The following is a 20,529-nucleotide window of genomic DNA, read 5'->3' as shown; positions in this document are numbered from 1 at the left end:
TACTATTTATATACTAGCATAAGTAAAAGTTGCTATATACTTAAATCGTTACTAGGGGGATGGATTATGATCGACTCACATATACATACAGAGTTTTCAGATGACTCTGAAATGAAGATTGAGGATGCAATGCGAGAGTCAAGAAAAAGTGGTATAGGTTTGATTTTAACGGAACATCTAGATTTAAAATTCACAAAAGAATCACATATTATTTTTGATATAGATAAATATTTTAATGATTATGAAAAGTATAGGAGTGAAAGTCTTATGCTTGGAATTGAAATTGGTATGCAACAAATTTGCTTAGAGGAAAATAGGGAGATTGCACGCAAATATCCTTTTGATTACGTGATTGGATCCATACATGTATCGGGTGGAGAAGATCTTTATTATCCCAAATTTTATGAAGGTAAGACTAAAAAAGAAGCGTTTGAACAATATTTTAAAAGCATGGTTGATAATGTGAAAAATTGCGACTTTATTGATAGTTTAGGGCATATTGACTATATATCTAGATATGCTACTTTTGATGATAATGAAATACATTATCATGAATTTAATGAATATATAAATGAAGTTTTAAAAACTATAAAAGAAAATGGAAAAGTAATGGAGATTAATACAAGGAGACTTGTAAATAAGCAGGCATACAATAATTTGACGAATATTTACAAAGCATACAGCCAAATAGGAGGTAAATATGTAACCATAGGATCAGATGCTCATCATGCACAAGATATTGCAAAAAATTATATGGATGCAATTAGAATATGCCAGATATGTAATCTAAAACCTGTGTATTTTAGAAAAAGAAAAATGGAGTACATAACTATGTAATAATACTTATTATATCAGGGGCGTTATTAAGATGAGCCTTAATAACACCCCTAAATAATTTAATATTTGCAACCATTAATATTTCAATGTGTTAATATTAAGTTACGAGAGATATAATGGGAGAGTGAAAATGGATAATAGCCAGCTAATTAATCAAGTAATTGTATTATTTATTATTATGGCCGTAGGGTTTTATGCTAAAAAGAGAAAATTTCTTAATAGCAACGTTGATAAGGGGTTATCAGAGTTATTATTAAATATTACTTTACCTTTCATGATAATAACATCATTTAACATTAAATTTGAAGTAGAAATGGCTTCAAATGCTCAGAAAATTTTACTATACTCATTTTTAATTCACATAAGCTTAGTATTTATTAGTAAGGCACTTTTTTTAAAGTTTCCTAAAAATAAACAGCAGGTATTTAGGTTCATAACAATATTTTCTAATGTTGGGTTTATGGGTTATCCAGTACTTGAAAGTATTTATGGAGGAGTAGGCGTTTTTTATGCAGCAATATTTAATATACCTTTTAATGTTTTAGTTTGGACTGTCGGGGTAATGCTGTTTACTGGAGAAAAAGATTTTAAATCTATGAGAAAAGCTTTAGTAAATCCAGCACTTATTTCAGTAATTATTGGAATTGTTTTATTCGCCACTTCAATAAGATTACCAGTCCCTATTGAAAACTCATTAAAAATAGTTGGATCTACAACAACACCAATATCTATGATTATCGTTGGGTCAATGCTTGGGGAAATGAAATTCAAGGATGCTTTTTCTAATTTATCAGTATATTATGCAGCTATTGTTAGACTTTTTATAGTTCCAATAATTATTTATGTTGTGTTAAAACTTTTAAAGATTGATGACTTGTTAATTAACATATGCGTTATACTTGAGGCAATGCCTGCAGCAGTAATGGCTGCTATAATTGCGGAGAAATATGGTGGTGATAATTTGCTAGCATCTCAGTGTATATTTATAACTACAATAGTTTCTGGAATATCTATACCTATAATAATATTGTTTCTATAGTCATAGATAAATTAATTTAAATGGAGGATTTACAGATGAAAGATAAGTTTATGGAGAATTACGATCAAGGTATGAAGTATTTACATACCAAAGGAGCATTCTTAACAGTCAAATCTGGTGAGAAAATAAATACTATGACTATAGGATGGGGAAGTGTGGGTTATGCTTGGAATAAACCTATATTTACGGTTTTTGTACGTAAATCAAGATACACTTATGATCTTATGGAAAATTCGGATAATTTTACTGTGAGTATACCACTAAGTAAAAATCTAAAGAGTGCACTAGCTATATGTGGAAGCAAATCAGGCAGAGATATTGATAAATTAAAGGAATGTAATTTATCTTTGGATGAAAGCAGAATAGTTGATACTCCAATAATAGCTGAATGTGAGCTTTATTACGAGTGCAAGATAGTATATAAACAAGAGATGAATCCAGATCTTCTTGTAAAAAATATAACTCAAAGTGATTATGCAAACCAAGATTATCATACTATATATTATGGAGAAATTGTAGAAACTTATATTAAGTAAAAAATCAATAAGTTTGATAATAATTATAACTGAATTACAAAAAAGGTCATATATTCGTTAAAATATATGACCTTTTTAAAGAGAAATCTAGGCAATAATTATTTCATAAACGCCGTCAAAATCAACAGTTGTTTGTAATCCTGTTAACATGTTTTTAACAGTAGCTGTTTTATTTTGATATTCTGTATCACCAATAAAAATTGCAAATGGGATACCTAATTTATTTGCATAACCAAGTTTCTTTGCCATTTTAGATTCCTCCAGGTATATTTCTGTAATTACACCCTTATCCCTTAAATCTTTTGCAAAGGAAATAGCATAATCCATATTATTACCCTGTGGAATAACCAATGCTTTTGTTATACAAGTTGAAGTATCATTTTTAAAGAAGCCGACTTCATTAAGTTGATAAAATAATCTAGTAAGTCCAATGGAAATACCTACACCTGGTAATTTTTGTTTTGTATAATACTCTGCTAAATTATCATAACGACCACCAGAGCATACAGAACCGATAGATGGGTAATCATCTAAGAATGTTTCATAAACCATGCCTGTATAGTAGTCTAGACCTCTAGAAATTTTAAGTTCTATTTTAATATTAGAATTGGGAACACCAAATAATTTCACATAGTTTACAACTGTCGAAAGCTCGCTTAAGCCAGTTGTAAAGTTATCATTAATGATGTTTAAATCATTTAATTGTGATAAAATCTCCTGGTTAGTTCCACCTATATCAATAAATTCAAAAATTTTAGTTACAACTTCATTAGTTAATCCGCTAGTTAATAATTCTTCGGTGGCAGTTAATTTTCCGATTTTATCTATTTTATCAATAGTCCTTAAAACATCTGCTCCATCTTTAATTTCTAAAGCTTCAAAAAAACCGTGAAGTAATTTTCTGTTATTTATTTTTATGGTAAAATCCTTAAAGCCAAGATTACTAAACATAGCGTAAATAATACTCGGTATTTGTGCATCGTTCAAAATACTTAATTCATTGTGCCCAACAATATCAATATCACATTGATAAAATTCACGAAAGCGTCCTTTTTGGTTGCGCTCTCCTCTGTATACTTTTCCAATTTGGTATCTTTTAAATGGAAAAGTTAAGCTACTGAAATTTTGAGCCACATACCTTGCAAGTGGAACGGTTAAATCAAATCTAAGAGATAAATCAGTAGTTCCCTTTAAAAATCTATAAATTTGTTTTTCTGTTTCTCCGCCTCCTTTTGCAAGGAGAATTTCAGATTTCTCAATTACGGGTGTATCTATAGGCATAAATCCAAAGCTTTCATAAGTTTCCCTTATTATATCTGATAATTTGTTGAACTGAATTTGATCTGCTGGTAATAGTTCCATAAATCCAGGTAGTATTGATGGTTTTACGATTTCGTTATTCATTTCTGATACCTCCTATAAAAATATAAAAACCCAATGTAAGTGGGTACCTACTTGGGTAATACGCATCCAAAGTATTTTATAAATTATACTATATATACCGAAATATTTCAAGGAGATATTTATTTAGGATGTTAAATCATCTCCTGCGCAGCTGCAACTTAGTACTTCACTAAATGTATAGTGTGGAGCATTATGGATATAAATGCAGATTATTAATGAAAATATTAGAAATTTTGTTTAAGAAGGTCTAATAGTTGTGGAAATAACATTATTTATACTTGACAAGATTACTAGGAGTTGATATTATTAATTTAGAAAGTATAGTAAAACACTCTACTTTGAAGGAGTGATTATTTGAAATTATCTACGAAGGGAAGATATGGGGTTAAAGCCATGGTAGATTTAGCAATAAATTATGGAGAACAACCTGTATCTATAAAAAGTATATCGGAGAGACAAAATATTTCAGAATATTATTTAGAACAATTATTTTCATCTCTAAGACGTGCTAAACTTATTAAAAGTGTAAGAGGTTCTCAGGGCGGTTATATACTTAATAGAAAGCCAGAAGAAATAACTATATATGATGTTATTAATGTACTTGAAGGACCAATTGAAATTTCTACTTGCCTTGAAGATGAAGCATGTAATAATATTGATTGTTGTGCTACCAGATTATTATGGAAGAAATTAAAAAATAGTATAGATAGCGTAACAACTTCAATAAATCTGAAGGATATTGTTGATGATTATAATGAAATGACGTTAATTAAAGGAGTGAAAGATAATGAATAAATCAATATACATGGACCATGCTGCAACTACTTATACAAAACCTGAAGTAGTGGAAGAAATGATGCCTTATTTTACAACTTATTATGGTAATCCTTCTTCAATTTACACTTTGGCAAGAGAAACTAAAAAAGCTGTTGATATTGGAAGAACAAAAGTAGCAAAAGCAATAAATGCAAATGAAAGTGAAATTTATTTTACTGGTGGTGGCTCTGAATCAGATAATTGGGCTATTAAAGGAATAGCTTCGGCTTATAAGAAAAAAGGTAATCATATAATAACAACAGCAATTGAACATCATGCAGTATTACATACTTGTGAATACTTAGCTAAGAATGGATTCGAAATCACTTATCTACCTGTTGACGAGTTAGGATTTATTAGCTTAAAGGATTTAGAAAATGCAATTACAGATAAAACTATTTTAGTAACAATAATGTTTGCTAATAATGAAATCGGAACAATACAGCCAATAAAAGAAATAGGAGCATTATGCAGAAGTAAAAATGTGCTTTTCCATACAGATGCAGTTCAAGCAGTAGGGCATATTCCAGTAGACGTAAAAGAAATGAATATAGATTTATTGTCTCTTGCTGGACATAAATTTTATGGTCCTAAAGGCATAGGAGCTTTATATATAAAAAAAGGTGTTAAGATAGATAATTTAATACATGGCGGTGGACAAGAAAGAAATAGAAGAGGCGGTACAGAAAATGTTGCTGGTATAGTTGGAATCGGTAAAGCACTTGAACTTGCATCGCAAAATATGTTGGAAAACAATAAAAAACTAGTTTTTTTAAGAGATAAACTTATGAATGGGTTGTTAAAAGTACCTTATACAAGACTAAATGGTCCAATAGGTGAAAAAAGACTTCCAGGTAATTCAAACATCTGTTTCAGATTTGTAGAAGGTGAGTCTATATTATTAATGTTAGATGCAAAAGGTATTGCGGCTTCTAGTGGAAGTGCATGTACATCTGGTTCTTTGGATCCATCACATGTGTTACTTGCAATAGGTCTTGAACATGAAATTGCTCATGGTTCATTAAGATTATCATTAGGCGATGAGACAACTGAGGAAGAAGTAGATTATGTATTAGAAAATGTACCAAAGGTTATTCAAAGATTAAGAGATATGTCACCATTATGGGATGACTTCTTAAAGAAAGGGGAAAAATAATATGATGTACAGTGAAAAAGTTATGGATCATTTTACAAATCCAAGAAATGTAGGAGAAATTATAGATGCTAGCGGAGTTGGAGAAGTTGGTAACGCTAGATGTGGAGATATAATGAAAGTCTATTTAAAAGTAGAAGATAATATAGTTGTTGACGCAAAATTTAAGACATTTGGTTGTGGATCAGCTATAGCATCATCAAGTATGGCAACAGAACTAATTAAAGGTAAATCTATAGAAGAGGCATGGATACTTACAAATGTAGCTGTGGCTGAAGCGTTAGATGGACTTCCACCAATAAAAATGCATTGTTCAGTGCTTGCTGAAGAAGCTATTCACAAAGCGATAAATGATTATAGAATTAAGGCTGGACTTGAAGCATGGGATTTTGTAGAACATGACGATATACATGGTGAAGTACACGGAGAATAGGTGATTAATAAATGAAAAAAAAAGTAGTTATTGGAATGAGTGGTGGGGTAGATAGCTCTGTAGCTGCATATCTTTTGAAAGAAAAAGGTTATGAAGTTATAGGAATTATGATGAAACTTTCACCTGACAACCCTGATTATGAAGAAAACGAAGGCGGATGTTGTTCTATTTCGGCAGCAAATGACGCAAGACGAGTTGCTGATGTGTTAGACATACCGTTTTATGTAATGAATTTTAAAGATGTTTTTAAAACAAATGTTATTGATAACTTTATTGATGAGTACATGGACGGTAGAACACCTAATCCTTGTATTGTCTGTAATAAAAAGATAAAGTTTGAAGAATTTTTAAGAAAGGCGAAGGCCCTTGGAGCTGATTATATTGCTACAGGTCATTATGCTAAAATTGAAAAAGAAGAAGATAGATATTTACTTAAGAAATCAGAAGATGACTGGAAAGATCAAACTTATGCTCTATATACTTTAACACAAGAGCAACTGAGTCACACTTTAATGCCTTGTGGGGACTATTCAAAACCTGAGATACGTAATATTGCAGAGAGAATAGGACTAGAAGTTTTTAAAAAAAGGGATAGCCAAGAAATTTGTTTTATACCTGATAATGATCATGGAGCTTATATTAAAAAGTATAGTGGCAGGGAAATAAAGCCAGGAAACTTTGTTGATAAAGAGGGAAAGGTTATGGGCAGGCATAAAGGAATAGTGTACTATACTATAGGGCAGCGTAAGGGCCTAGGAATGGCAGTTGGAAAACCTGTTTATGTTAATGATATTAATCCTCAAACTAACCAAGTAGTAGTAGGAGATGAGGAGGATATCTTTAAAACAGGACTAATAGCAAAAGACTTGAATTTTATAATATTTGATAAACTAGAGTCAAATTTAAGAATAACGGCTAAGATAAGATATTCGGCAAGGCCTCAAGCAGCAACTTTAATTCCAATAGGAATTGACAGGGTAAAAGTTGTTTTTGATGAGAAACAAAGAGCTATAACCAAAGGTCAATCAGTAGTTTTCTATTTAGATAACTTAGTAGTGGGTGGAGGAATAATAGAGAAAATTTTATAAATATATATTAGAGATGAAGCTACTTTAATAGAACATAAAAGCAGAGGGATATCTAGTTAAGAAACTAGATATCCCTCCTTTTTATAAAAATCAAAATATCAATTATGTATTAAGAGGAGATAAATTATGATGTACAGCGATAAAGTTATGGAACATTTTTACAGCCCTAGAAATATGGGTATATTAGGTGATGCAAATGGTATAGGAGAGGCAGGCGATCCTAAGTGCGGCGATATAATGAAAATTTATATAAAGGTTGAGAATAATATAATAAAAAGTGTTAAGTTCAAGGCTTTTGGTTGTGGCTCAGCTATTGCATCGTCTAGCATTGCTACAGAGCTTATAAAGGGGAAAACGTTAGAGGAAGGATGGAATCTAACTAATAAGTCTGTAATTGAAGCACTAGAAGGATTACCGGCTTTAAAAGAGCATTGCTCTGTACTTGCTGAGCAAACTATACATAATGCAATAAACAATTATAGAAAGTCACAACTACTTGAACCTTGGAAGAGTAATTTAAAATAAATACATTTAATAAAACTGCATCATTAATAGAATTACTAATTTACTAATAAATGTAGTTTTATTTAAACTTATTTGCTAAATAAGTTTTCAATTTTATCATTAAGATTAAAAATATTTACTGGACTTACTGTTACATTATTAATACCGTACTTTTCTTTGAGTTTTAGAATTCTATATACACTCTTATCTATCCTGCTTTCCGATATGACATTATTATTAAGTGCAGCTTTTAGCGAATTAATTACTTCTAACTCATTGTTGAATCCATGACATACGAGGACGATATCACTTCCTGCGTTTATAGATTTAACAGCAGCGTCACCAATTTTATAATTTTTCATAATGGCTCCCATTGTCATATCATCTGTTATAACTACTCCAGAAAAATTCAAAGATTTCCTTAATATATCCGTTATAACGGATTTTGACATACTTGATGGATAAACGGGATCTATTTTATTAAGTACTATATGGGCGACCATAATGGTATCTGCGTTATTTTTCATAGCCTCTTTAAAAGGTTCTAGTTCGAAGCTACTAAGTGACTTCAAATCTTTATTCACTACGGGAAGTCCTACATGGGAATCAACTGCCGTGTCTCCATGTCCAGGAAAGTGCTTTATCACGGGAATTATATTACTATATGATATGCCCTTCATCGTTTTAATACCTAATTTAGTGACAATTGCTGGGTTATTTCCAAAGGATCTATCTCCTATTACAGAATTATTAGGGTTACTGTTTATGTCTAAAACAGGAGCAAAATTCATATTAAATCCAAATAATTTAAGTTCTTCTCCAATAACTTTTCCAATATTATAACTTAGGTCACCATCATTAGTTTTTCCTATAACTTGATTTGAAGGTAGTTTTTTAATTTCGCCTGGCATTCTTGATACTCGACCACCTTCTTCATCTACAGAAATAAATAATGGTATTTTATTTTGGGAATTTATAGTTTTGAAGGAATTAGTTAGTTTGACTAATTGATTTGAATCTTTAATATTATTTCCAAATAAAATAACCCCACCAATCTTATGTACTTTAATTAAATTAGTAATATTAACATCCGGTGCGAATCCATCAAGTCCAACAATTACAAGCTGACCAATTTTTTCATCTATGCTCATGGCATTAATTTTAGTTTTGAGTATATCAATTGTTTCAACTTGGGGTTTAGTTGCATTGGTATTTGGTTTTGGAATGGCAATAGGTTTAATGTTTGAATTCACGTTTTTGCAGCCAGTTAGAAGTAAAACAAAGGTAATAAACATAGATATAGTTAATTTTTGCATTATTAAATTTCACCGCTTTCTTTTTAAAAAATAAATAAAGTAAACAAGGATTTATGAAAGTGAATTTATTAGATAACTATACTATTTAATATATATATAAGCAATAGAACGAATAGCTACTTATATATATTAAATTTATGTAATAATTTAAGGCTTGATTGGAAAGCATAACTACAAATAAGAATAATATATTTTTAATGTAGGAGATAATATGTTTAAAAGCAAGGATTTTATATTTATGGATGTCGTAAGCGCGCAGGGTACAAAAATTGGATTTATAAGAGATTTACTAGTAGATTTTAATGAAGGAAATGTAATTGGATTCTTAATATCGCCATATAAATTTTTTCATAGAAATTTAATTGTTTTAAAAGAAGATATCATATATTTTAATAAGAATATGGTAGTCAAAAAGGTGGGGAAAGATAAACACCTGTGTCTACATAGTTTTATTAATATGGACGTAATAGATAAATCAAGCAACGTATTTGGAATGGTGGAGGATATTACTTTTACATGTGATACATTTAAAATAAAAGGGGTTATAATTTCATCCGGATTCGTTACAAATTTAATTAGAGGAAAAAGGATAATGCTTATAAGCGAACTAATACTTGGAGAAGAGAATCTTCTTTACACCCCTAGACTCAATGAATATTCTTTTAAAAGTATGCCACATAACTTTTTTGTAGAGGGGAAAGCTAATGAAAAAAATTAGCAAAAAAAAGTTAGTTATAAGTATGGTTTGTATTTTAACTTTTGCAGTAATATTTTTTGTATCAATAAGAATACCTATTGTAAAACAATTAACAAATTTAATTTTCGTTTCTTTTATTGTGTCATATATACTAAAGCCTCTTTATATGCTCTTAATAAGAAAAGGAGTAAATAAAAAAGTTGCATCCTCTCTAATAATTTTTGTGTTATTAACTTTAATATTATTAACCTTCATAGTTGTAATTCCATCAATATTTAGGGAGAGTTTGCATATTAACAACGCATTATATGATTTGGGGAATTATCTAGAAAATGCAAATAAGAAAGTAAAGGTATTAAGTTCAAATAAAGTAATGAGCAGTATCATTAATACCATATATTACAAATCAAATACACAAATACTTATAATATTTAATAAAATACTTGACTCTATCATGGGTCTTGGCGAAAATATATTAACTTACATGGTTGCTCCGTTAATTATCTATTATTTTTTATGCGATAGTGAAAATATGATAAATAAGGCTTTAATAGTTTTCCCACCAGAGAGCAGAAATGTAGTAAAAAAAATAATAGTAGATATAGATAAGGTATTAGGACGATATATTTTAAGTCAACTTATTCTATGTGGAATTATCACAATTGCTACCTTTCTTATATTAATATTTATAAAAATAGATTTTCCATTGATACTTTCATTAATAAATGGAATTTTTAATATAATACCTTATTTTGGGCCTATATTTGGGGTAATACCTATAATTTTAGTAGCACTCTTAGATTCTCCTAAAACTGCTCTATATGTTGCTTTGTGGTTGTTTGCACTTCAACAAATTGAAGGAAGTATATTATCTCCAAAAATAATTGGAGAAAGTATTAGTATGCATCCGTTAACAGTAATATTATTATTGATGATAGGAGGCGCAGCTTACGGTATTTTAGGGATGATACTCGCCGTGCCACTGGGAGTTGTGGTTAAAGTTATTTATGAGGATTTAAACTATTATTTATTTTGATTATATAAAAACAAGTAATATACTCATTATTGTTGACAACAAATATATTTTTACTTATAATTTATATGATGTATTAAACTATACTATGTTTTGTAAAAAAAATATAAGTTAATACTAGGTAATGATAAGAAATAGTAAGTATATTTATTCATTTAGAGAGGAAGTGGATGGTGAAAACTTCTTGAGTGATATATTGAAGCTGTCTTTGAACCTTTTTTATTGAGAGATATAACAATGTAATTAATTATATTGTTATATAATTAGGGTGGTAACGCGGAAAACTTTCGTCCCTTGTTTTAGGGAAGTGAAGGTTTTTTTATATTTTTAAACATGGAAATTATTATAAATAGTTGGAGGAGATATTATGGAAAAATTAGGATTAAATGAAATTAGAGAATCCTTCTTAAAGTTTTTTGAGAGTAAAGAACATCTTAGATTAGAGAGTTTTCCTTTAGTACCTAAAAACGATAAGAGTTTATTACTTGTAAATGCTGGTATGCAGCCACTTAAGCCATATTTCACAGGAATTCAAACGCCGCCCAGTACTAGAATAACCAATTGTCAAAAATGTATTAGAACTGGAGATATAGAGAATGTAGGAAAGACATCAAGGCATGGCACTTTTTTTGAGATGCTTGGGAATTTTTCTTTTGGAGATTATTTTAAAAAAGAAATCATTCCATGGGCTTGGGAATACATAACAGAAAGTTTAAATATACCAAAGGAAAATTTATATGTAACTATATATATTGAGGATGATGAAGCTTTTAACATTTGGAGTGAAAATACTGATATTGATCCAGCACGTATTTTTAGGTTAGGAAAAGAAGATAATTTTTGGGAAATAGGACAAGGACCTTGTGGACCAAGTTCAGAAATTCATTTTGATAGGCAAGTAGAACTTGGGCAAATAAACACTGAGAAGGAATTTATTAAAGCAGGAAATGAGGATAGGGTAATAGAATTTTGGAATTTAGTATTTACACAATTTAATAAGGATGAGTTTGATAATTATAACAAATTAAAGAATCCTAATATAGATACAGGAATGGGTCTTGAAAGAATAGCATCAATAATGCAAGGCACAAATAGCATTTTTGAAGTAGATACTATAAAAAATATTTTAGAAGAAGTTTCTACGATTTCCGGAGTGAAATGTGGAGAAAGCCGCACTAAAGATATATCCCTTAGAATTATAACGGATCATATTAGAAGCACAACCTTTATGATAAGTGATGGTGTACTTCCATCGAATGAGGGAAGAGGTTATGTACTTAGGCGTCTACTAAGGAGAGCAGCAAGGCATGGTAGGTTGCTTGGAATTAAAGACACCTTTTTGAATGAACTTTGTAATACCGTTATTGAAAATTCGTCCATAGCGTACCCGGAACTTAAAGAAAAAGCATCATATATCAGAAAAGTTATAAAAATTGAAGAGGAAAGATTTTTAGAAACTTTAGATTCAGGAATGGATATTCTAAAAATATATATGAATGAAATTGAAAAAAATGAAGAACTTCAGAGCAATAAAAACAAAATATTAAGTGGAGACAAAGCATTTAAATTATATGATACCTATGGATTTCCATATGAAGTTACGCAGGAGATATTAAGCGATGCTGGTATTGGGATTGATTTAGAAGGATTTAATAGTGAGATGCAAAGCCAAAGGGAAAGAGCAAGAGCTGCTAGAGGTACTTCAAACTATATGGGCAGCGGAGTAAATGTACTTGATTTAGTTCCTAAAAATATAGAAACTAAATTTGACGGATATGTTAAACTGCAATTAGAATCTAAGGTTATCGTTCTAATTAATGACCAAGAACTGACTTCGCAACTTTCAAAAGGAGAAAAAGGAATTATTGTAACAGAAGTTACACCTTTTTATGCAGAAATGGGAGGTCAAACTTCAGATAAGGGTGAGATATTTAATGAAAATTTTAAAGGTATAATTTACGATTGTCAAAAGAGTGCCTCAGGTAAAGTTGTGCATTTTGTTAAAATTACCGAAGGCTCACTTCTTGAGGGTGAAATAGTAACACTTAAAGTTGATGCTTATAGAAGATCTGAGATTTGCAAAAACCATACTGCGACTCATATGTTACAAGAAGGATTAAAAATGGTTTTAGGTGATCATGTTCATCAATCAGGTTCTTACGTAAATGACGAAAAATTGAGATTTGACTTTACTCATTTTTCTGCGCTTAGTGATGAAGAAATTATTAAAGTCCAGCAGATTGTAAATGAAAATATTATGAAAGTTTGTAATGTTGAAACTAAGGTTATGACCATAGAAAAAGCTAAGGAAAGTGGAGCTATAGCATTATTTGATGAAAAGTACCAAAATGATGTTAGAGTAATCTCTGTAGGTGACTTTAGCAAGGAACTATGTGGAGGTACTCATGTTAGAAACACGGGTGAAATTGGATTATTTAAAATTTTATCTGAAACTGGGGTAGCAGCTGGGGTCAGGAGAATTGAAGCTATTACAAGTGTTAACTCAATAAAATATATAGAAGAAAAAGATAATTTATTAAAAGATATTTTTACTACATTAAAATGTTCTGAAAAAGACATAGTCAATAGATTACAAGTCCAAATAGATGAATTAAAAGACAAAGAAAAGGAAATAATATTATTACAGGGGAAATTAGCTACATCTTTTGTAGATGATATGTTAGGTAATATTCGCGAGGTTAAAGGTGTTAAAGTAATTTGTGGTTATGTATTAGATATGAGTGGAGATACTCTAAGAGAACTAGCTGACAAACTTCGCGGTAAACTCGGTGATGGTGTTGTTGTTGTTGGAAGCCAAGTAGATGGCAAAGTTCAATTAATTGCAATGGCATCTAAGTCCGCAATAGATAAAGGAATACACTGTGGAAAAATAATTAAGGAAGTTGCAAAAATTGTTGGCGGCGGCGGTGGCGGTAGACCTGATATGGCAGAGGCAGGTGGGAAAAAACCAGAAAAATTAGAACAAGCAATAGAAAATGTATGTTCTATAATCGAAAAATCAGTAAAATAGTATACTTTTTGCAATAGTTGTTTTATAATATAAGTAGTAATAAGTAATTTAATTATCGTTAGTATGTAGTTATGTAAGTTATTGTAACTAAAAAAGCTGTATTATGTTAGCAAGTAATTTTTTAGTTCACCTAAGTCGAGTAAATTACATTATTTATCGTATTATAAGGGAAGGTGTATATGCAATGGATATTGATCAAAATACAGTCCAATTTGATTTTGTAAAAGATAAAAAAGATTTAACAAAAACTATTTTGACTGACGTATATAATTCACTTATTAAAAAGGGCTATAACCCAGTCAATCAAATGGTAGGGTATTTAATTTCTGGAGACCCAACATATATAACGAACTACAATGGAGCTAGAGCACTTGTAAGGAAACTAGAGCGGGATGAAATATTAGAAGAAGTATTGAAATCTTATCTAGATATTAAAAAATAAAATGCCCTAGGGCATTTTATTTTTTAAGGTCATGTTACATATTAATTAGGTTATTTTTAAAGGAGTATATAAATGAGAATAATAGGTTTAGATATTGGAGATAGAACAATAGGTGTTGCTGTATGTGACCCATTAGGATTAACAGCACAAGGAATAACGACTGTAAAAAGAAAAAGTGTGGTTTTAGATATCGAAGAAATTTCAAAAATATGTAAGAAATATGATGTAGAAAGTATTGTTGCAGGGCTTCCTAAAAATATGAATGGTACTATAGGACCGCAAGGCGAAAAAGTTCAAAGGTTTTGTGAGGTACTTTTAAAAACATTGAATTTAGAAATAAAAATGTGGGATGAAAGATTAACTACTGTAGCTGCCAATAGAGTAATGCTAGAGGGTGACTTATCAAGGGCAAAACGAAAAAAAATTGTAGATAAAATTGCTGCTACATTTATTTTGCAAGGTTATTTAGATAGTTTAGGTACACATCTATAAATCCAATAACTATAGCACTTAAATTAAAATAGAAATGTATACAATAATATGATTTAAAGGAGAGACAATGGATAATAATGTTGAAACAATACTATTAAATGACGAAGAGGGAAATGAGATAGAATTTGATGTGATAACAAAACTAGATATCGAAGATAAGGAATATGTTATCGTTGCACCAACTGGAGAAGAGGATATTGATGCAATTGCGTTAAGAGTTGATAAGGATGTAGAGGGAAATGATATTTTAGTTACAATAGATGATGATGAAGAATTTGAAATGATTTCAGAGGCTTATGAAGCAATTTCATAGGTCGAAAATTAGGCTAATTAACCTATTTTCTTAAAACTAAATGATTATCAATTGACAACTGTGTAATAAAGTATTAGACTATACATATAGTAAACATAATTTATACTGATGGCCAAATGATAGTTGTAGAAAAGGGGTAATTACATGTCAAAGGTATCTCCAGAAAGCGTTGAGAGTTTAAAAGAAACTTTGAAACAAGAGGGATATAAGCTAACTCCACAAAGGAGAGCTATTTTAAATGGTATAATTAAGAGTGAAGGTAGTCATCTTACTGCTGAAGAACTATATGACTTGGTTAAAATTGACTGTCCAGAAATAGGGCTTGCTACAATTTATAGGACAGTTCAACTTTTAGAAGAAATGGGTGTTATTCGAAAGCTGGATTTAGATGATGGCTGCAGTAGATATGAACTTAATCATGAAGATGAGCGTCATCAACATCACCACTTGATATGTAATCGCTGTGGTAAAGTACTCGAGGTTGAGGGAGACTTACTTGAAGAACTAGAATCAATCGTTGAAAAGAAATATAATTTCAAGATTGAAGATCATAGTTTGAAATTCTATGGTGTTTGCGATGTGTGTGCAAGTAAATAATTGATAATTTAAGCTGCATTCATAAGCAATATTTAGATTATAACGAAAGGATAAAATTAAGTTAAGTATATGATTTCGTTGTAATGTGTAATAGACACAGTTGACTTTTTTGCAAGATAATATTAATATAAGTATAGTAATTGCGAAAATTGGATACTTCAAGACGTATCCAATTTTTGTTTGTGTAAAATGTGCAAACTTACGAAAAAAAAATTGGAGGATTAATATGAACTTATTTACAAGAAATGATGTTAGAAATATAGCAATAATTGCCCACGTAGATCACGGCAAGACAACACTAGTGGATTGTTTACTTAAAGAAAGCAATATTTTTAGAGAAAATGAAAAAGTACAAGAGAGAGTAATGGATTCAAATGATTTAGAGAAAGAAAGAGGAATAACAATTCTTTCTAAAAATACTGCAGTAATGCATAATGGAATTAAAATAAATATAGTTGATACTCCTGGACATGCTGATTTTGGTGGAGAAGTTGAACGCGTACTTAAGATGGTTGATAGTGTACTTCTTGTAGTTGATGCATATGAAGGTCCAATGCCACAAACTAAATTTGTGTTAAAGAAAGCATTAGAATTAGACCTTAGACCTATCGTTGTTATAAACAAAATTGATAGAAAAGATGCTCGTCCAACTGAAGTTCTTGATGAAGTCTTTGACTTATTTGTTGAACTTGGAGCAGATGATGAACAATTAGATTTTGCGGTGGTATATGCTTCTGCTAGAGAAGGGTTTGCAAAATTTGAAGTTGAGGATGTAAGTGACAACATGGAACCATTATTTGATTCTATAGTAAAGAATGTAAAAGCACCAGAAGGATATCTAGATATGCCACTTCAAATGCTTATTTCAACTATTGATTATAATGAGTATGTTGGGAAAATTGGAATAGGAAAGATTTCAAGAGGATCAATCAAAAGAAATGAACAAGTTGCACTTATAGCTAAAGATGGATCAATAAGCAACGTTAAAGTTTCAGCTCTTTTCGTTTATGATGGACTTAAGAGAGTAGAAACTGAAGAAGCAATGCTTGGTGATATAGTAGCAGTTTCTGGTATTCCAAACATTAATATTGGTGAAACAATAGCTAATGTGCTTGAGCCAGAGGCACTTCCATTCGTTGAAATTGATGAGCCTACACTAACTATGAATTTCATGGTTAATAATTCTCCTTTTGCAGGTCAAGAAGGAACTTTTGTAACATCAAGACACATAAGAGATAGACTTATGAAAGAACTTGAAACAAACGTTAGTTTAAGAGTAGTAGAAGCTGAAGAAGCAGATGGTTTTGAAGTAAGTGGAAGAGGAGAACTTCATCTTTCAGTTCTAATTGAAACTATGAGACGTGAAGGATATGAATTCCAAGTATCAAAAGCAAATGTTATATATAAAGAGGAAAATGGTCATAAAACTGAGCCAATTGAGCTTCTTACAATTGACGTTCCAGAAGAATTTATGGGTGTTGTAATGGAAAAAATGGGACCTAGAAAAGCAGAGATGGTTAATATGACTTCTGCTATAAACGGGTATACTAGATTAGAATTTAAAGTACCATCAAGAGGATTGATTGGGTTTAGAAGTGAACTTATGACTGATACCAAAGGTAATGGTATAATGAATCACGTTCTAGATGGTTACGATAAGTATAAAGGAGAAATCCCAGATAGAAGTAGAGGATCACTTATTGTATTTGAAGGTGGAGAAACTATAACTTACGGATTATTTAATGCTCAAGATCGTGGTACACTTTTCTTAGAGCCAGGAGTACCTGTATATGCTGGAATGATTGTTGGAGAATGTTCAAGAAGTGGAGACATGGAAATAAATGTTTGTAGAAAGAAACAATTAACAAACACTAGATCTTCAGGAGCAGATGAATCACCAAAATTAGTTCCAGTAAAACCTATGACACTAGAGCAGTGCTTAGAATTTATATCTATAGATGAGCTAGTTGAAATTACTCCTCTAAATATTAGAATGAGAAAAAGACTATTAGACTCTGGTGAAAGAAAAAGAGCCGGTGGCAAAAAGAAGTAGATAAAATAAAAAGTAAATAATTTTATTAATGAGAAAGAAAACCGGAAAATTAATTTAGATGGTTTTCTTTTTTAATGTTAGATAGTTTTTTAATATAAAAGAATTTTAATTCATATTAGTATAAAGATGAAGCGCAAGGATTTTAATTAACTTGTGTTATTAATTTTGGAGGCAATTAAATGAGTGGGGTAACATATGATTATATGGAGCAATATTTAAGAGAGCTTATACCAAGTAATAATGGTATTATAAAAGATTTAGAAGTTTATGCTATTGAAAATAGAGTTCCTATAGTACAAAAGGAAACTGCTAAATTTTTAGAACTGATGATAACTATGAATAAGCCAAAAAAGATTTTAGAACTTGGTACTGCAATAGGTTATTCATCAATATTAATGAATCTAGCTTCTGGTGGTCAAAATATAATAACATCTATTGAGCGAGACGAGAAAATGATAGAAATTGCAAAGGCTAATATAGAAAAATATGGGATGGAAAATAAAATTACTATTTTAGAAGGCGATTGCCTTGAAATATTAGAGAATCTTAAAGATGAATATGATATGATTTTTATGGATGCTGGCAAAGCACACTACAATCATTTTCTACCACATTGCCTAAGGCTCTTAAAAAAAGAAGGAGTTCTTATCGCTGATAATGTGCTTTTTAGAGGAATGGTTGCATCAAAAGAGCTCGCAACACATAGAAAAATTACTATTATAAAACGTATGAAAAGTTATCTAGAATTAGTATCAAATAATGATAATCTTATAACCTCTGTAATACCTATGGGGGATGGCATCTCAGTTACGGTAAGAAAGTCAACGGTTAACACTAGAGAGGAGGAAAGGAATCTATGAAACCAGAAATATTAGCACCAGCAGGTAATTTGGAAAAATTAAAAGCAGCTATAAATTTTGGCGCAGACGCTGTTTATTTAGGTGGAAGTAAATTAAATTTAAGAGCTTTTGCGGATAATTTCACAACTGAGCAATTAAAAGAAGGTATAGATTATGCACATTTAAAGGGTAAAAAGGTATACGTAACTTTAAATGTATTTCCTCACAATGAAGATTTAAACGGATTAGAAGATTATCTGAAAGAGGTATACGAGCTAGGTGCGGATGCAATAATTGTGTCTGATCCAGGGATAATCATGACGGCTAGAGAAGTTGTGCCGAACTTAGAAATCCATTTAAGTACCCAAGCTAATAACGTTAATTATAAATCAGCTATTTTTTGGCATAAACAAGGAGTTAAAAGAATTGTTCTAGCAAGAGAATTATCTCTAGGCGAAATTAGAAAAATTAGAGAGAAATTACCGGACACATGCGAGCTTGAGGCTTTTGTTCATGGATCTATGTGTATGTCCTATTCGGGAAGATGCCTTATGTCTAATTACATGACAGGTAGAGATGCAAATCGTGGACAATGTGCTCAACCATGCAGATATAAATATTTCTTAGTGGAAGAGAAAAGGGATGGAGAATATTTCCCTATAATTGAAGATGATAAAGGTACTTACATAATGAATTCAAAGGACCTAAACATGATAGAACATATACCAGAGCTTATGCAAGCAGGGATATCATCCTTTAAGATAGAGGGAAGAATGAAAAGCTCATACTATGTTGCATCAGTGTGTAAGTCCTATAGAGAGGCTGTGGATACCTATATAGAGGATCCAACAAATTATAAATTTCAGCAAAAATGGATGGATAATCTATTAAAACCTAGTCACAGGCAATATTATACTGGATTTTATTTTGGAGATCCAAACAAACAGATATATGAATCTTCTTCATATATTAGGAATTATGACATAATTGGAATTGTACGAGAATATAACGAGGAAAATAATACCGCATTAATAGAACAAAGAAATAAAGTATACCAGGATGATATCGTTGAAGTATTAAGACCTGTTGGAGATAATGTTTTAATTACTCTTAATGACATGAGAAATTCTAAGGGAGAGATTATAGAGTCTGCTCCATGTGCTCAGATGTTATTTACTGTAAATGTTAAATTGGAACTACGTGCAAATGATATCCTTATAAAATCTAAGGACAAGCAGTAGTGGATCGGCCAATTTTAATAGGGATAACTGGTGGAACGGGTTCAGGTAAAAGTACAATAGCTAGAGAAATTTATAAACAGTTTGGGGATACTTGTATTGCAATGATTGAACAAGATTCCTATTATAAAGATCAAAGCCACCTTTCTTATGACCAGCGAATAAAAACAAACTATGATCATCCGGATGCTTTTGACAATTCGCTTTTAATTAAACACCTTAATCTTCTTATGCAAGGTCAACGTATTGAAAAACCTATATATGATTTTGAATTACATAATAGAATGAAAGAAACAGTGACTGTAATGCCAAAAGAAATTATTATATTTGAAGGGATTCTTGTACTCGAAGAAAAGGTCCTTAGGGATATGCTTAATATAAAAATATATGTGGATACTGATGCAGACGTGAGATTTATAAGGAGACTTACTAGGGACATTAACGAGAGGGGTAGGACAACGGAATCTGTTATTAATCAATATTTAAATGTTGTTAAACCAATGCATGAACAATTTACTGAACCTACCAAAAGACATGCGAACCTTATTATACCTGAGGGTGGACATAATAAGGTAGCTATAGATATAATTACAGCAAATATAAGCCAGATACTGCAGAGACAACATAGACAAAAATAACAACAGCACAGTATAAAACATCTCATTTTA

The 20,529-nt window shown here is 30.7% G+C and carries 21 protein-coding genes and 1 other annotated feature; of the genes, 19 read left to right on the top strand and 2 right to left on the bottom strand.

Features of this window, described 5'->3' with window-relative positions:
- The first annotated feature begins 63 nt into the window (after nucleotides 1-63).
- The 3 genes from ACREVX_RS08445 (at nucleotide 64) to ACREVX_RS08435 (ending at nucleotide 2,412) form a co-directional block, all read left to right on the top strand.
- Complete coding sequence (locus ACREVX_RS08445) at nucleotides 64-837, top strand: histidinol phosphate phosphatase (protein ID WP_431543777.1); 774 nt, start codon at nucleotides 64-66, stop codon at nucleotides 835-837.
- A gap of 130 nt (nucleotides 838-967) precedes the next feature.
- Nucleotides 968-1,876 (top strand): AEC family transporter, encoded by a 909-nt coding sequence (locus ACREVX_RS08440; protein WP_431543733.1) that lies wholly within the window; start codon nucleotides 968-970, stop codon nucleotides 1,874-1,876.
- 35 nt (nucleotides 1,877-1,911) lie between these two features.
- Complete coding sequence (locus ACREVX_RS08435) at nucleotides 1,912-2,412, top strand: flavin reductase family protein (protein WP_431543732.1); 501 nt, start codon at nucleotides 1,912-1,914, stop codon at nucleotides 2,410-2,412.
- A gap of 87 nt (nucleotides 2,413-2,499) precedes the next feature.
- Here ACREVX_RS08435 and hisS read toward each other — a convergent pair whose 3' ends face one another.
- Nucleotides 2,500-3,816 carry a histidine--tRNA ligase gene (hisS, locus tag ACREVX_RS08430; RefSeq protein ID WP_431543731.1) on the bottom strand — a complete coding sequence of 439 codons (1,317 nt, stop codon included), beginning with the start codon at nucleotides 3,814-3,816 and terminating at the stop codon, nucleotides 2,500-2,502.
- 354 nt (nucleotides 3,817-4,170) lie between these two features.
- On the opposite strand from hisS, the gene ACREVX_RS08425 reads away from it, so the two are divergent.
- The 5 genes from ACREVX_RS08425 (at nucleotide 4,171) to nifU (ACREVX_RS08405) (ending at nucleotide 7,831) form a co-directional block, all read left to right on the top strand.
- Nucleotides 4,171-4,611 (top strand): RrF2 family transcriptional regulator, encoded by a 441-nt coding sequence (locus ACREVX_RS08425; protein WP_431543730.1) that lies wholly within the window; start codon nucleotides 4,171-4,173, stop codon nucleotides 4,609-4,611.
- On the top strand, nucleotides 4,604-5,788 hold the full coding sequence (gene nifS, locus ACREVX_RS08420) for a cysteine desulfurase NifS (RefSeq protein WP_431543729.1): 1,185 nt from the start codon (nucleotides 4,604-4,606) through the stop codon (nucleotides 5,786-5,788). The genes ACREVX_RS08425 and nifS overlap by 8 nt, the downstream gene beginning before the upstream one ends.
- 1 nt (nucleotide 5,789) lies before the next feature.
- Entirely contained in the window at nucleotides 5,790-6,218 is a 429-nt protein-coding gene (gene nifU, locus ACREVX_RS08415; RefSeq protein ID WP_431543728.1) for a Fe-S cluster assembly scaffold protein NifU, read from the top strand.
- An 11-nt stretch (nucleotides 6,219-6,229) separates the two neighbouring features.
- On the top strand, nucleotides 6,230-7,306 hold the full coding sequence (gene mnmA / locus ACREVX_RS08410; RefSeq protein WP_431543727.1) for a tRNA 2-thiouridine(34) synthase MnmA: 1,077 nt from the start codon (nucleotides 6,230-6,232) through the stop codon (nucleotides 7,304-7,306).
- Nucleotides 7,307-7,435: 129 nt separating this feature from the next.
- A complete protein-coding gene (nifU, locus tag ACREVX_RS08405) occupies nucleotides 7,436-7,831 on the top strand; it encodes a Fe-S cluster assembly scaffold protein NifU (protein ID WP_431543776.1) in 396 nt (131 codons plus the stop codon).
- A gap of 68 nt (nucleotides 7,832-7,899) precedes the next feature.
- On the opposite strand, the gene nagZ is transcribed toward nifU (ACREVX_RS08405), so the two are convergent.
- Nucleotides 7,900-9,126, bottom strand: coding sequence for a beta-N-acetylhexosaminidase (gene nagZ, locus ACREVX_RS08400; protein ID WP_431543725.1), 1,227 nt, complete (start codon nucleotides 9,124-9,126; stop codon nucleotides 7,900-7,902).
- A gap of 211 nt (nucleotides 9,127-9,337) precedes the next feature.
- Between nagZ and ACREVX_RS08395 the strand changes: the two genes are divergently transcribed.
- From ACREVX_RS08395 to udk, 11 genes are all read left to right on the top strand, one after another.
- Nucleotides 9,338-9,844, top strand: a complete 507-nt coding sequence (locus ACREVX_RS08395) for a PRC-barrel domain-containing protein (protein ID WP_431543724.1) — start codon at nucleotides 9,338-9,340, stop codon at nucleotides 9,842-9,844.
- A complete protein-coding gene (locus ACREVX_RS08390; protein WP_431543723.1) occupies nucleotides 9,831-10,859 on the top strand; it encodes an AI-2E family transporter in 1,029 nt (342 codons plus the stop codon). Before ACREVX_RS08395 ends, ACREVX_RS08390 begins: the two co-directional genes overlap by 14 nt.
- Nucleotides 10,860-10,971: 112 nt before the next feature.
- Nucleotides 10,972-11,154: a binding site (T-box leader), on the top strand.
- 69 nt (nucleotides 11,155-11,223) lie between these two features.
- Entirely contained in the window at nucleotides 11,224-13,887 is a 2,664-nt protein-coding gene (gene alaS, locus ACREVX_RS08385; protein WP_431543722.1) for an alanine--tRNA ligase, read from the top strand.
- A gap of 184 nt (nucleotides 13,888-14,071) precedes the next feature.
- Nucleotides 14,072-14,329 (top strand): IreB family regulatory phosphoprotein, encoded by a 258-nt coding sequence (locus ACREVX_RS08380; protein ID WP_431543721.1) that lies wholly within the window; start codon nucleotides 14,072-14,074, stop codon nucleotides 14,327-14,329.
- Between the two features lie 72 nt (nucleotides 14,330-14,401).
- Nucleotides 14,402-14,821 carry a Holliday junction resolvase RuvX gene (gene ruvX / locus ACREVX_RS08375; RefSeq protein WP_431543720.1) on the top strand — a complete coding sequence of 140 codons (420 nt, stop codon included), beginning with the start codon at nucleotides 14,402-14,404 and terminating at the stop codon, nucleotides 14,819-14,821.
- A gap of 67 nt (nucleotides 14,822-14,888) precedes the next feature.
- Nucleotides 14,889-15,134: a DUF1292 domain-containing protein gene (locus tag ACREVX_RS08370; RefSeq protein ID WP_431543719.1), complete on the top strand. Its 246-nt coding sequence runs from the start codon at nucleotides 14,889-14,891 to the stop codon at nucleotides 15,132-15,134.
- A gap of 144 nt (nucleotides 15,135-15,278) precedes the next feature.
- Nucleotides 15,279-15,731, top strand: coding sequence for a Fur family transcriptional regulator (locus ACREVX_RS08365; protein WP_431543718.1), 453 nt, complete (start codon nucleotides 15,279-15,281; stop codon nucleotides 15,729-15,731).
- Nucleotides 15,732-15,957: 226 nt separating this feature from the next.
- Nucleotides 15,958-17,784, top strand: coding sequence for a translational GTPase TypA (gene typA, locus ACREVX_RS08360; protein WP_431543717.1), 1,827 nt, complete (start codon nucleotides 15,958-15,960; stop codon nucleotides 17,782-17,784).
- Between the two features lie 179 nt (nucleotides 17,785-17,963).
- Complete coding sequence (locus ACREVX_RS08355) at nucleotides 17,964-18,644, top strand: O-methyltransferase (RefSeq protein WP_431543716.1); 681 nt, start codon at nucleotides 17,964-17,966, stop codon at nucleotides 18,642-18,644.
- Nucleotides 18,641-19,864, top strand: a complete 1,224-nt coding sequence (locus tag ACREVX_RS08350; protein ID WP_431543715.1) for a peptidase U32 family protein — start codon at nucleotides 18,641-18,643, stop codon at nucleotides 19,862-19,864. Before ACREVX_RS08355 ends, ACREVX_RS08350 begins: the two co-directional genes overlap by 4 nt.
- Entirely contained in the window at nucleotides 19,864-20,499 is a 636-nt protein-coding gene (udk, locus tag ACREVX_RS08345) for a uridine kinase (protein WP_431543714.1), read from the top strand. Before ACREVX_RS08350 ends, udk begins: the two co-directional genes overlap by 1 nt.
- The last annotated feature ends 30 nt before the right edge of the window (nucleotides 20,500-20,529 follow it).

This window comes from Clostridium sp. (genome assembly GCF_050717545.1).
Classification (GTDB): domain Bacteria; phylum Bacillota; class Clostridia; order Clostridiales; family Clostridiaceae; genus Clostridium_AD.
The sequence above is the reverse complement of the archived record's forward strand: the minus strand, read 5'-3'. Positions and strand labels throughout refer to the sequence as shown.